Below are 13,185 nucleotides of genomic sequence, written 5' to 3'. Positions count from 1 at the left end.
CAGAACATCCGTCCAGAACCCGGCCCTAAAGGGCCGGGCTAGGGGTACGAAGCCCGCTGCGCGGGCTGCTTGCCCTCACCCTCGGCCCCGCTCCCACTGGAGCGAGAGAGGACGGACAGAACATCCGTCCAGAACCCGGCCCTAAAGGGCCGGGCTAGGGGTACGAAGCCCGCTGCGCGGGCTGCTTGCCCTCACCCCCTTCCCCGCTCCCGCACCGCGGGAGAGGAGCACTGCTGTGTGCCGCTCAAGCAATGCCTCACCCGCCCATCGCGCAGCTCCCCCTCTCCCACCGTGAGGTGGGAGAGGGGGTTGGGGGGTGAGGACTAGCGGCATAGCCTCGAAAAGACACAAGAGGCACAAAAACGTACAAGATTTGTGCCTTTTGCGTATCTTTGTGGCTATTCGGCCCAATGCCCTCACCCCCTTCCCCGCTCCCACTGGCGCGGGAGAGGGGCGATCGCTGCCTTCCATACCTTGAAAGCCCTGTAGGCAACCTCACCCCACAACGTAACACCACCGGTTATAATAGGCGCGAAGTTTCTTCTGCGGAGCGCCTATGCCGTTTCAACAGCAACTTGACGAAGCAATGGAGGTGTTGCAGGCCAGCGCAACCCTCGTTCCAGCAATCGATGCGATCACCACGCTGGCAGCGGATGCGTTGCTAGCCGGGCATACCCTCTACACTGCCGGCAACGGCGGCAGCGCCGCCGATGCGTTGCATTTGGCGGAAGAGCTGATTGGCCGCTACCGCGGCAATCGCCGTCCGCTGCCGGCAATTTGTCTCAATGCCGATATTGGCGCGCTGACGTGCATTGCCAACGATTTTGGCTACGATGAGGTGTTCGCTCGCCAGCTCGCCGCGCTGGGCAGACCGGGTGATGTGTTGGTGGTGTTTAGCACGAGCGGCCATTCCCCTAACATTCTCAATGTGTTGCGCACCGCGCGCAGCAAGGGCGTGATCAGCATCGCGTTGCTCGGTAAAGACGGCGGCGCGGCCTGCGCGTTGGCCGATCACGCGCTGATTGTGCCGAGCAACAATACTGCCCGTATTCAAGAAGTGCATACCCTCATCCTGCATGCGATTTGCGAAGAGGTTGAGCAACGGTTGGCGAACGCCATCGATGGAGTCATGGCGTAGAGCGAAACCTCGGAAAATGATATGACCGCTTGTTCCGCACCAGTACCAAAGAGGGAGCTATGAACCGCATCCTTGTCACCGAGAAGATCGCCGCCGAAGGTCTGAATGTTTTGCGCCAAGCCGGTACGGTCGATGTCCGGCTGGATCTCGACAAACCAACGTTGTTGTCGGTCATTGGCGAATACGACGCGCTGGTCGTGCGTTCGGCGACGAAGGTCACTGCCGAGGTGATCGCCGCCGGCGAGCGGCTGCGGGTGATCGGGCGGGCCGGCACCGGCGTCGATAACATCGATGTCGAAGCGGCTACCCGGCGCGGCATTATTGTGGTCAACGCGCCGGCCTCGAACAACGTCGCCGTCGCTGAGCTGACGATCGGTTTGCTGCTCGGTCTGGCCCGCCGCATCCCGCAGGCGCATGCGTCGGTGCAGAGCGGGCGGTGGGCGCGCAACGATTTTATCGGCTGGGAAGTGCGCGGCAAGACGCTCGGCCTCGTCGGGTTGGGCCGGATCGGTTCAGAGGTGGCGCGGCGGGCGCGGGCGATGGAGATGGAAGTGATCGCCTACGACCCGGTGGTCTCGTTCGACCGCGCCGAGCAGTTGGGAGTGGCGCTGGTGACGCTCGATGAGCTGGTGCAGCGCAGTGATGTGATTTCGCTGCACGTGCCGTTGATCGAGAGCACCCGCAACTTGTTCGACCGCGAGCGGATCATGCAGATGAAGCGCGGCTCGTACTTGATCAACGCTAGCCGTGGCGGGATCGTTGACGAGGCGGCGCTGGTCGAGGCGCTCAACGACGGCCATCTGGCCGGCGCGGCGCTCGATGTCTATGCCCAAGAGCCGCCGCCCGCCGATAGCCCGCTGATCGGCCACCCCAAGGTGATTACTGTCCCGCACATTGGCGCTTCGACTGCCGAAGCGCAACTGAGCGCCGGCACCGAGATGGCTGAAGGCGTAGTGACGGCGTTAACTGGCGGCACGCCACGCTATGCGGTGAATGCACCGTTCGTCGCGCCGGAAGCGTGGAATGTGTTGCAGCCGTACCTCAATCTGGGCCGGCTGCTCGGCACGCTGGTGATGCAACTGGTGAAAGACCCGGTGCGCAGCTACGACCTCGAACTGGGTGGCGAGCTGGCCGAGATGGACACCCAGCCGGTGCGGCTGGCGGTGTTGCAAGGTTTGCTGGCGGCCAGCAGCGTCGAGCGGATCACACCGGTGAACGCACCGATCATTGCCCGCGAGCGAGGCCTGCGTATGACCGAGCGGGTCAGCCCGGAAGCCGAGAACTACGCCGGTTTGATTACGCTGCACGTGCAGACGGCTGAGCGTACCCGCACCTTTAGCGGGACGGTGCTGCGCGGCGAACCGCACATCGTGCAGATGGACGGCTACTTCGTCGATTTTGTGCCGCAGGGATCGCTTTTGATCACCTACCACCACGACCAGCCGGGGATGATTGGAAAGGTCGGGCAACTGCTAGGTGCGGCGGATGTCAACATTTCGGGCATGTACGTTGGCCGGCGCGCCCCCCGCGAGCAAGCGGTGATGGTCTTGACGCTCGACGAACCGGCTCCGCCGCAGGTGATGGAGCAAGTGGCGACTATTCCGGGGATCGACGCGGCGTTTAGCGTGACGTTGTAGAGCGAGTTACTCTCACCCCCGGCCCCCTCTCCCGCCGTCAGGTGAGAGAGGGGGAACGGTCGTTAATGCCCCCACCCCTTGCCCCTCCCCCGCTGGGGGAGGGGCAACGATCAACGGTCGTTGATGCCCCCCACCCCTTTCCCCTCCCCCGCTGGGGGAGGGGAAACGTGCCTTCCTCCGGCGCCACCATGGCTTACAAAGCCAGCGCAGCGGGCTGATGATCCAATATAAATTTTTTGAGAACCGCCGCCTCCGCTATGTGGAAGCAGGGGCTTTATGTGCGCGCGGCTATAACTTTCGTTTACCCAACGATTGAACTTTCTTGCGATGCCGCTCGGTTACAGCGGCGCTATGCTAGACGCCATACGGTAGACAAGAGAGGCAAATCATGAGCGAGCATGCAATCGAAGTTCACCAGATCACCAAGCGCTACGGCGCGATTCAAGCGCTCAACGACGTATCGTTCAGCGTGCGCCGGGGCGAAATCTTCGCCTTACTAGGGCCAAACGGCGCTGGTAAAACGACGACGCTGAGCATCATCGAAGGCATCCGGCGAGCGGATAGCGGAAGCGTGCAGGTATTGGGCATGGATATGGCCACCCATGCGCGCCAAATCAAACGGCGCATTGGCGTGCAGTTGCAAACAACCAGCCTCTTGCCCGATCTGCCGGTGATAGAGCAAGTATGGCTATTTGGCCGGCTCTACGGCATCGCGATGAACCACACCCATGCCTTAGCATTGCTCGACCTCTTCGGCTTGCGCGAACAGGCGCACCGGCTGCCAGAGCACCTTAGCGGCGGCCAACGCCAACGGCTGGCGCTGGCGATCGCGCTGGTCAATGATCCAGAGATTTTGTTTCTCGATGAACCCACCAGTGGCCTTGATCCGCAATCACGCCGGACGCTGTGGGACACCATCCGCAGGCTTCGCGACGAGGGGCGGACGATCGTGTTAACTACCCACTATATGGAAGAGGCGGCGATGCTGGCGCACCGGGTTGGGATTATCGACGCCGGTAAGCTCCTCGCGCTCGGCACGCCGGGAGAGCTGATCAGACAGCTGAACCGGCCCACCGCGATCACATTGCCCGATATCTTTCCAGTTGAGGCATTAGCAACACTGCCTGCCATCGTCGCAATCAACCGAGAAGGAGGTCGCGCAGTGCTGTATACGCAGGATGAACCTCGCTCTTATCAGGCACTCATGCAACTCGCGCATGAGCGAGGCCTCTTGCTCAACGATGTGCGCATTCAGCCGCCTACGCTGGAAGATGTGTTTCTTCACCTCACCGGACACACCCTCACCAACGAGGTTATGCCTACCGCAGCGCTATCTTAACAGGAGGACGAATGATGCAACCGAGAACCACCCACCTCTCGCCGCTTAGCCCATTGATCGCCCTTGCCCGCGCCCAACTTAACGTTCAGATGCGGAACTGGCGCTACACCGCCGCCACCCTCTTTACGCCAATGTTTTTGTTGGTGTTATTCAAACTGACGATGGAAGCGAATGCGGCTAGCATGTTGCCTTTGCTCGTTGGGTTTGGGGTGATGTACAGTGGCCAAACGCTCGGCTTGATCTTGATCACATGGCGCGCCAATCGCGTATTTACCCGCTTTGCCGCCACGCCGGCGCCGATCAGCCATCTGCTGTTCGCTACGGTCATTGTGCAACTGATCGTCTTTTTGCTGCAATCGATCTTGCTGTTGCTAGCGGGAATCATGCTCTACGATGTACGGATCACTGTAACCGATTTACCGATGGTGCTGGCCATTCTTAGCGTAGGTTGCCTCACCTTCCTCGGCTTTGGCGCTCTGCTTGCCGCCTTTGCCAACAAACCGGATACGCTCAGCCTGATCTACGTCTTCACCCTCTTACCAATGATCTTTTTGGGCGGCAGCGTCTTTGTTATTCCGGGTCTGGGCGACATTGGCCGGTGGTTGCCGCCAACCCTACTCACCCACGCCCTCAACCCTTATTTTGGCTTCGGAGAGCTAGATAGCAGCCAAATCGCCGGCAATCTCGCCACGCTGTTGGCCTACAGCGGTATCTTCACCGCGATTGCCGCCCGCTTTTTTCAGACCGGCGAGTAACTGCACTACCGGCAACAACACTGCGAACGAGCATGCCATAGGGTATCATGCAACGCATCACGCACCGAATGGAGCCAGCGCATGCGAACCGTTCTCTGGGATCGCCATTCACACGTTCACCGGGCATTACGCCAATCGCTGATGCAACCCTTTTTCAAGCTGGGGCTAGCAGCGGGTGCGCTCTTGCTGCTCGGCGGATGGGCAGGCTGGCTGAGCACCGCTATCTCGCCATGGGATGCACTCGCGATCACGGGCTTATCAGCGATGGCGTTGCTCTTGCAACGGTACGGCCTGATCGAGCAGGCCAACAGTTGGTTTATCGTTGGCTTATTCTGGGCAGTCAGCTTCAACCTCCCTTTCTACGGCGTCAACCATCCTATGACTGCCCTCTTTCTGCCCATCATCGTCATCAGCGGCTTGTTGCTTGGACGCATCTTCCAAGTCACGATCGTGGCGTTGTGCAGCCTGTTCGTCATCCTTTTCGCTGTTACCGAATACTACGGCTGGGAACAACCGCTCGCAGCCACTATCGCCGTTGGTGACACCCCAGCCTTGATCCGTTCGATTGTGTTCTGGGTAAGCCTGTTCAACATCACTGGCTGGTTGGTCTACGTATTCGCCGAGCAGCTCGAACGCGCCACAACCATTGCGCGCGGGCAGACGCAGGCCTTGATCCGCATCACCGAATTTCTCCATGACAATCCAGAGCTGGAACGGCTGATGGAACAGGTCTTACAGACGATCTGCGAGCAATTACATGCCAGCCAAGCAATGTTGTGGGTCGCACATGACGATCAAGGCATCTTGATCCAGCAACTTGCCTACCAGAAGACAACAACCGATCCCAACCCGGAACCCCTCGCAGCAAGTGCCGTCCAGCCATTGTGGGCCGAACTAAGCACCCACCAGCAACCGCTTATCATTACGGATGTTGCAGGCGATCACCGGCTCCGGTTGCGCGCAGAGCACGCCCAACGCATCAGCACCGTACTGGCGCTGCCGCTCGTGCGCGATAAACGAGTGCATGGGGCTGTCGTCCTCACCAGCAATGAACGACGGACATACTTGCCGGAAGAGATTGAACTGGCCCAAGCATTAGTTCGCCAGATCATGCTCGCGATGCAGCTTGATCAATTGGCGCACAACACTCGCACAGCGGCGATTGCGCAAGAGCGAAACCGGATGGCACGCGAGATTCACGACACCTTAGCGCAGGGATTAACCGGAATCATTGTGCAGCTCGAAGCAGCCGAAGACATTCTACCCAGCGCACCGGCCCAAGCCGGCCAACATCTCCGGCGGGCCAAGCAACTCGCCCGCGAGAGCCTCAGTGAAGCGCGCCGTTCGGTGATGGCGCTCACACCGCAGGCCCTTGAACAGCAATCGCTTGGCGCAGCGATAGAACGGATCGTGGCAGCGCTCACCACTCCGAACGGCCCTACCATCATCTATGAACAGGTGGGCCAACCTCGCCCGCTGGCGCCGGCACGAGCGCATCATCTGCTGCGCATCGGGCAAGAAGCCTTGACGAACGCGCTGAAACATGCCACCGCCCAGACGATCCGCGTCCAGTTATGTTACGATGAAGCAACTGTCAGCCTGCTGATTGCCGATGACGGGCGAGGGTTCAAGCCGGAAAGCGTGAGCGGCGGCTTCGGCTTGATCGGTATGAATGAACGGGCCGCGTTAGTAAACGCCACGCTGACCATTACCAGCCAACCATCACAGGGAACGCACATCACTGTGCGAGCGCCGTATGAATGAAGTCATTCGCATCCTGATCGTAGACGACCATCCGATTGTACGCGAGGGGCTGGCGGCGATGCTCAGCCGGCGCGCTGATTTGCAAGTGGCCGGCGAAGCTGAGAATGGCCGCGAGGCATTGGAACTCTGCGCAGCTACCCAGCCAGACATCGTGTTAACCGATTTGCGCATGCCAGAGATGGATGGGGTAACGCTGATTCACCACCTACGCGAAGTCGCCCCGCAAACGCGGGTCATTGTCCTCACCACGTATGACGGTGACGAAGACATTTACCGCGCCTTAGCCGCCGGCGCGATGGCCTACCTCTTGAAAGACGCCCCCCGTGACGAACTACTCACCACCATTCGCGCCGTTTACAATGGGCGCAGACACATTCCACCAGAAGTAGCCGCCCGCTTAGCGGAACGGATGACGGCCACCGAGCTCACCGAACGCGAACTCGCTGTGTTACACCTGATTGCACAGGGGCATAGCAACAAAAGCATCGGCGACCAGCTCCACATCGCTGAAGGAACCGTGAAAGCGCATGTTAACAGCATCCTCAGCAAACTCAACGCCCGCGATCGCACGCATGCGGTGACGATCGCTTATCAACGCGGACTGATCAGCTTGCGGTAAAATCTGTGCCGAGCCAACAAGTAGCCCGCGTTGCCTCATCGAAGCAACGCGGGCAATTGCTTAGCGAAGAACGAATGCTTACGCCGCGCTCTCGGCCTCGGCCAACTTCTTGGCCGGCGCCGACAACAGGCGGCGATCCAGCCGGAACATCGTCGCGATGCCGAGCGCCTGTACCGCAGCCAGCGCCGCCAGCAGGACAAAGTAGACCGGCGAGAACTTCTCGACCAGACCGTTCTGCACCAGACCAACGTGCAGGAAGAACATCCCGAACACGAACAGGCCAACCGCCGGGCAGATCAGACCGTAAGCGCCGGGGCTGCGCGACGGGCCGTTCAGATAGGTGCGGAAGTAGCCAACCCGCTGCAAGACTGACCAGCCGAACAGACCAACCAGCATTTGCAGGCTGAAGAAGACCGCCGTGATCAGCAGACGATGCACCGGCTCAATATGCAGCTCAAATCCAGTGTGCAGACCGTGGCTGATGCGCAAGAAGGCAATCCCAATCAGGGTCAACAGCGGGATCGGCATCCACAAGCTTGGCCCAGCCTCAACCGCCAAGCCGCTGGTCAACATTGCCCGCGTCCCCAACACCAGTAACACCAGCGCCAGCACAATCGCCGCCATGATGAAGAAGATCGAGCCGAGCATCGCGATGCCAATCGTCAGCTTGACCGTGCTCATCGCCGCCGGCGCAGCCAGACCAACGCCAACCATGGCGAAGGCGAAGGCCGCCAGCAATTGGGTGAGGTTATTATTGCGCGTGCAGTCGAAGTGACCATTAGCAATCGCGCGACCGAAGATATCGGCAAAGGTGCGCAGCGCCAGCACACCCACTGCAAAGAAGGCCGTCAACGAGAAGGGGAAGAGATATTCGACCACGTTCCACAGACCGGGCACAAAGACTGCGCCGAGGACAAAGAGCACGTTAATCGTCATCGCCAACGTCAGCGGCAGCGTCATCAACATCACCGCGCCGTTGGTCTCGCGCAGTTGCACATACGCGCTGCTGCGGCGGAAACGAGCAAACTCGCTCAGATTCCAGATCAGCGACTGGAAGTGGCGGATAGCGAAGAGCGCAATCCCAACCATCGCCAACAGCAAGAGCGCTTGCCCGATTAGATCCGACTTCGCCCAAAGGGCGGCAATGCTGTCAAACGTCACAATGGGCGTGGCCGGATGAGGAACGAGAAAGTTCAGCCAAATGAAGAAGGTAATGGCCATACCGCCATTACCAAGCGCCGCCAAAAAGTAGGTCGGCACATACCGCTCGCCGAGCGTCCGCAATCCCGTCAAACGACCGATCAACTGGCTCATGGGCGTGTAACCTCCTCCTTGTCACGAATATTTTGACCTTTCGCCCATAAGATGCAACGTATTAGGTGGAGGTTACATGATTCAACTAACAAAATGGGGGCGACGGTTCCGTCGCCCCACACCGGTGGGTTATCACACCAGTTAACGACCTTTCGCGGTGGCTAACGAACGCCGGCCACGGGCAACGTGTTGCGGCGCCGGCGCCGCAACCAACCAGAGCAGCGTTGTCATCGTTATAGCTGACAACAAGCACCACGCACACGTCGCCCCAATCACAAACGGCTCAAGGAAGGTGAGGTAGAGCGAGAAGAGCGTACCGGCCAGCGCCATTACGACTAACGCTTGCCGGGCAAGACGGACGTTTGCAAAGCGATCGAGCAGCCATGCTACTATGATCGCGAGATAGCCAGCCAAACCGATCACACCCACCGGAACACCGAACAAGCGAGCATACGGGCTTTGGTGAACGGCATTGCAATCGCCGACCGGCCCGCAGACCGCACTCTGCTGGTTCAATTCGACGAAGGCCAGATAGCCGGCCAAGACTACTCCTACCGCCGCCAACACTGGGATCCAGCGCGAGCGGGTGACGGGCAACGGACGGTCGAAGGGCCAGCGCAAGCGCGTAACAGCGACAAAGAACGCAATGGCCATTCCGGTCAGCACCAGCAGCGCGAGCGTATTGGCGAACGGATCGCGGCTGAATGGCGACGATGCTGGCGGCGCGACCGGCGCAGCGCCAGCCTCAAACGTCGCTGTCAACGGCTCGATGCCGGGGATGGCTGGCCACGCATTCCCGCCGGTAGCTAGGGCTTGCTCGATCAAACCGGGCAGCCGGTCAGGAATCTCATCGCTCCCAACCAGATGGGTTTGGTCAAAGAACAGGGCCGGCACGCCTTGCCGGTATGCCGGGACAGCAAAGGTTTGCAACGCCGCGCTGTACAACGACTTACCAGACGGAGTCGTTACATCAATGGTGAGAATGTGCAACTGGCTGCCATAGCGGGCCTGCAATGGCGGTAACACCTCATCGAGCACAGTGTGGCAATGCGGGCACGTGGGCGAATAGAAGAGCACGGCACGGGCAACCGGCGCCTGCGCAAACGCCGGCGACACGCCGAGCACGGCAATACATACCAACAGCGCAACCCAAAAACGACGAAGAGCCATGACAACCTCCTTTCAGCACTACGTGCATGATATTGGTTGCCACGGCTAGCGACTAGCGCAAATCACCCAATGAATAGGTACAAATCACGCAACCTAGCCCAACGGCGTATAGATGGCGCCGCGCGGCGTCAGTTGGCTGCGGAAGAGAATGGGGCGCTCGCTCTGCCACGCCAGCGGTTGGGGAATGACCGCGGGCAAGGCTGCACGGAGCGCGCGCAGCTCAGCCGGTGTCGCTTCGGGGCGGGCACGGGCAAGGGTAATGTGAGGGGTAAACGGACGTGGATCGGTAGGCAACCCAACCGATTGAACAACGCCGGCAAGGGATTGGTAGAGGGTTGCTAAACCGGCCAGATCGCCGCTGAGACCCACCCACACGACGCGCAACGAGCCGGTTGGCGGAAAACACCCTAGCCGGTCAAGGCTAAGGCGCAAGGCGGGCGCGGTGATAGCGCGCATCCCGGCGAGCAACGGTTCGACCAGCCGTTCCGGCGTCTCACCCAGAAAGTGGAGGGTCAGATGCATGCCAACCGGGTCGCTCCAGCGGACGGCCCGGCTATGCGCACTGAGTCGCATCTGCACATCGCGCAGCTCACGGCGCACCTCGTCCGGCAAGTCAAGCGCGATGAAGAGGCGCAGCGTCGGTTCGGAAGTTGGTAATGGTTGAGACATAGTAATCCGGTGAATCTGCCAGCGAACCCGATGCTATTGTACAACGAAGAGTAACTGCCGGTTGAGCGAGTGAATAACTGAAGACGATAGATGAAATTGCGCGAGAAGACGTGAAATCTCTGCCGTAAGAGTTGACAAGATGCTAAACAATAATCTATAATTTATCTAACACCTTACTTGCAAAAATTCACTACTATGCCAACTGTATTACGTATCGGCCCATACCGATTATATTTTTATTCGTATGACTGTGATGAACCTCGCCATATTCATGTAGATCGTGATAACCTAAGTGCTAAATTCTGGCTTGATCCTGATGTCAGGTTGGCAGAGAATCGAGGTTACAATCGCAAAGAGTTACGCGATATTGAACGGATCGTTCGTTCACACTTGGAGATATTACGCTATGAGTGGGACAATTTCTGTCACGATAACCCTGCCTAGAATAACGCACGTTTCGATCAGCGATGATACCCTTACGGTTGATTTGGAAGATGGACGAACTATTTCAGTACCAATTGCATGGTATCCACGCTTAGCGTATGGCACACCGGCAGAACGGTCCAACTTCCAGATCAGCAGCGCTGGCTACGGTATCCATTGGCCGGATCTCGACGAAGATATTGGTATTGAGGGATTATTAGCCGGCAAACGTTCCAATGAGAGTGCAGCATCGTTCGAGCGCTGGTTACGGCGACGGCAGCAAAGCCAATGAACGGCTATCGTTCAATCAACCATTTTGCCGAAAGCAATCCCTTGCTACTCCCCCCTCTCAGCCAACACCTCTCGCCAAACCTCAATCGGCTGCGCACCGGCCAGCAGCCGGTTGTTGATGAAGAAGACCGGCGTACCAAAAACGCGCAGGGCATGCGCTTCGCTCACGTGGCGGGCAATGACGGCTTTGGTCTCGGCGCGTCCGGCGCAGGCCCGCAACGCCGCCGCATCGAGGCCAAGCTCGGCAGCGATGGCGTCGATGCGGCGCTGAGCGCTGGCCGCGTCGCCTTGCCATGCCTCGCTGTTAGCAAAGAGGGCATTGTGCATCTCCCAGTAGCGGCCCTGCTCGCCAGCGCAGATCGCCGCCAGCGCGGCCCGCTCGCCTTGCGGACTGGTGACCGGCAGGTGCTTGACAACGTAGAAGACCTTGCCGGTCTCAACGAATTCTGTAACCAAAGCGTAAAAGGTGAGCTGATGATAACGGCGACAGAAGGCGCAACCGAAATCGGTGAACTCGACGATGGTCACCGGCGCGGCGGGATCGCCGAGCACGGCGTAGGGTTCGGCGCTGAGGCCGAGCTGGGCCATGCTCGCAATGAGCACGCCGTTTTCGGTGATGGCCGGCGTTGGCGTCGCAGTCAGAGGTGGCGCCGGCAAGGGTGTTTCGCCTAAGCGGATGACACGCGCGGTTGGCGCCGGCGCTGCCGGCGGTTCAGGGGTAACGGTCGGCAGGCGCACCATCGTGGGTGAGGGGGTAGGAATATTCGCCGTTGCCGTGCAGCCGGCAAGAAACATGATCAAGGCGATGATGAACGCGCAGGGATGTATTGAGTTCGGTGAGGAACGTCGATAGCCAGTCATTGCGCAAGCCTTTGTGCTGTGGAGGCAGAATAGCAAGCACAGAGAAGCATACCATACCTTGCTAATGACCATTTCCGGCGTGCAATGAGAACGGGGGTGCGGGAGATATGGCCCCCACCCCAGCCCTCCCCCGCTGGGGGAGGGAGGCACGGGGAAAGATGCCTGAGCGGGCATGTCCCGTGCTCGCGGGAGATTGCTTCGCTCCGCTGCGCTCGCAAGGACAATGGGGGTGCGGGGATTGCGGCGCCGCCCACAGCGCGGCTCGCAAGGACAGTGGTATGCGGCAGTTGCACTGCCGCACTCCATAATCATGCACCGGCTACCGACCCGCTGACCGGCACGCTCCTGTCATTGCGAGGGAGTGGCGGCCCGCGCCGAGCGGGGGCCGCCCGACCGAAGCAATCTCCCCCTTCAGCGGAAAGGATGCCGCTTCCGTGCTCGCGGGGGATTGCTTCGCTCCGCTGCGCTGCGCTCGCAATGACAATGGGGGTGCGGGGGATATGGCCCCCACCCCAGCCCTCCCCCGCTGGGGGAGGGAGTCACGGGGAAGGATGCCTGAGCGGGCATGTCCCGTGCGTGCGGAGGATTGCTTCGCTCTGCTGCGCTCGCAATGACAACGGGGGTGCGGCAGTTGCACTGCCGCACTCCATCATCATACACCGGCTGCCGACCCGCTGACTGGCGCGCTCCTGTCATTGCGAGGGAGCGGCGGCCCACGCCGAGCGGGGGCCGCCCGACCGAAGCAATCTCCCACTTCAGCGGAAAGGATGCCTCTTCCGTGCTCGCGGGAGATTGCTTCGCTCCGCTGCGCTGCGCTCGCAATGACAACGGGGGTGCGGGAGATATGGCCCCCACCCCAGCCCTCCCCCGCTGGGGGAGGGAGTCACGGGGAAGGATGCCTGAGCGGGCATGTCCCGTGCGTGCGGAGGATTGCTTCGCTCCGCTGCGCTCGCAAGGACAATGGGGGTGCGGGGATTGCGGCACCGCCCACAGCGCGGCTCGCAAGGACAATGGCATGCGGCAGTTGCACTGCCGCACTCCATCATCATACACCGGCTGCCGACCCGCTGACTGGCGCGCTCCTGTCATTGCGAGGGAGCGGCGGCCCACGCCGAGCGGGGGCCGCCCGACCGAAGCAATCTCCCACTTCAGCGGAAAGGATGCCTCTTCCGTGCTCGCGGGAGATTGCTTCGCTCCGCTGCGCT

General features: G+C 60.3%; 12 protein-coding genes. 8 read left to right on the top strand and 4 right to left on the bottom strand.

Annotation, left to right across the window (positions count from 1 at the left end; genetic code table 11):
- Positions 1-556 precede the first annotated feature (556 nt).
- The 6 genes from A6A03_RS19890 to A6A03_RS19865 all read left to right on the top strand — a co-directional run bounded on the left by A6A03_RS19890 (position 557) and on the right by A6A03_RS19865 (position 7,252).
- Complete coding sequence (locus A6A03_RS19890; protein WP_066791715.1) at positions 557-1,138, top strand: D-sedoheptulose-7-phosphate isomerase; 582 nt, start codon at positions 557-559, stop codon at positions 1,136-1,138.
- A 59-nt stretch (positions 1,139-1,197) separates the two neighbouring features.
- On the top strand, positions 1,198-2,775 hold the full coding sequence (serA, locus tag A6A03_RS19885; protein ID WP_066791714.1) for a phosphoglycerate dehydrogenase: 1,578 nt from the start codon (positions 1,198-1,200) through the stop codon (positions 2,773-2,775).
- A gap of 388 nt (positions 2,776-3,163) precedes the next feature.
- Positions 3,164-4,114, top strand: coding sequence for an ABC transporter ATP-binding protein (locus A6A03_RS19880; RefSeq protein WP_066791709.1), 951 nt, complete (start codon positions 3,164-3,166; stop codon positions 4,112-4,114).
- Between the two features lie 11 nt (positions 4,115-4,125).
- Positions 4,126-4,869 carry an ABC transporter permease gene (locus A6A03_RS19875; RefSeq protein WP_066791708.1) on the top strand — a complete coding sequence of 248 codons (744 nt, stop codon included), beginning with the start codon at positions 4,126-4,128 and terminating at the stop codon, positions 4,867-4,869.
- 81 nt (positions 4,870-4,950) lie between these two features.
- Positions 4,951-6,633 (top strand): GAF domain-containing sensor histidine kinase, encoded by a 1,683-nt coding sequence (locus A6A03_RS19870; protein ID WP_066791707.1) that lies wholly within the window; start codon positions 4,951-4,953, stop codon positions 6,631-6,633.
- Positions 6,626-7,252 carry a response regulator gene (locus A6A03_RS19865; protein WP_066791706.1) on the top strand — a complete coding sequence of 209 codons (627 nt, stop codon included), beginning with the start codon at positions 6,626-6,628 and terminating at the stop codon, positions 7,250-7,252. The genes A6A03_RS19870 and A6A03_RS19865 overlap by 8 nt, the downstream gene beginning before the upstream one ends.
- 78 nt (positions 7,253-7,330) lie before the next feature.
- Here A6A03_RS19865 and A6A03_RS19860 read toward each other — a convergent pair whose 3' ends face one another.
- From A6A03_RS19860 to thpR, 3 genes are all read right to left on the bottom strand, one after another.
- Positions 7,331-8,566 (bottom strand): TsoY family (seleno)protein, encoded by a 1,236-nt coding sequence (locus A6A03_RS19860; protein WP_172812345.1) that lies wholly within the window; start codon positions 8,564-8,566, stop codon positions 7,331-7,333.
- 141 nt (positions 8,567-8,707) lie between these two features.
- Positions 8,708-9,736: a vitamin K epoxide reductase family protein gene (locus A6A03_RS19855; RefSeq protein WP_066791704.1), complete on the bottom strand. Its 1,029-nt coding sequence runs from the start codon at positions 9,734-9,736 to the stop codon at positions 8,708-8,710.
- Between the two features lie 93 nt (positions 9,737-9,829).
- Positions 9,830-10,405 carry an RNA 2',3'-cyclic phosphodiesterase gene (thpR, locus tag A6A03_RS19850; RefSeq protein WP_066791702.1) on the bottom strand — a complete coding sequence of 192 codons (576 nt, stop codon included), beginning with the start codon at positions 10,403-10,405 and terminating at the stop codon, positions 9,830-9,832.
- Between the two features lie 195 nt (positions 10,406-10,600).
- On the opposite strand from thpR, the gene A6A03_RS20110 reads away from it, so the two are divergent.
- Together A6A03_RS20110 and A6A03_RS20105 are read left to right on the top strand one after the other, a co-directional pair.
- Positions 10,601-10,849, top strand: coding sequence for a DUF4160 domain-containing protein (locus A6A03_RS20110; protein ID WP_076798294.1), 249 nt, complete (start codon positions 10,601-10,603; stop codon positions 10,847-10,849).
- Positions 10,812-11,120 (top strand): DUF2442 domain-containing protein, encoded by a 309-nt coding sequence (locus A6A03_RS20105; RefSeq protein ID WP_172812344.1) that lies wholly within the window; start codon positions 10,812-10,814, stop codon positions 11,118-11,120. The genes A6A03_RS20110 and A6A03_RS20105 overlap by 38 nt, the downstream gene beginning before the upstream one ends.
- A gap of 44 nt (positions 11,121-11,164) precedes the next feature.
- Here the strand turns inward: A6A03_RS20105 and A6A03_RS19845 are convergent, their stop codons facing one another.
- Positions 11,165-11,980 carry a DsbA family protein gene (locus tag A6A03_RS19845; RefSeq protein WP_066791700.1) on the bottom strand — a complete coding sequence of 272 codons (816 nt, stop codon included), beginning with the start codon at positions 11,978-11,980 and terminating at the stop codon, positions 11,165-11,167.
- Positions 11,981-13,185: the final 1,205 nt, after the last annotated feature.

This window comes from Chloroflexus islandicus, from assembly GCF_001650695.1.
In the GTDB taxonomy this organism is placed as follows: domain Bacteria; phylum Chloroflexota; class Chloroflexia; order Chloroflexales; family Chloroflexaceae; genus Chloroflexus; species Chloroflexus islandicus.
The sequence above is the reverse complement of the archived record's forward strand: the minus strand, read 5'-3'. Positions and strand labels throughout refer to the sequence as shown.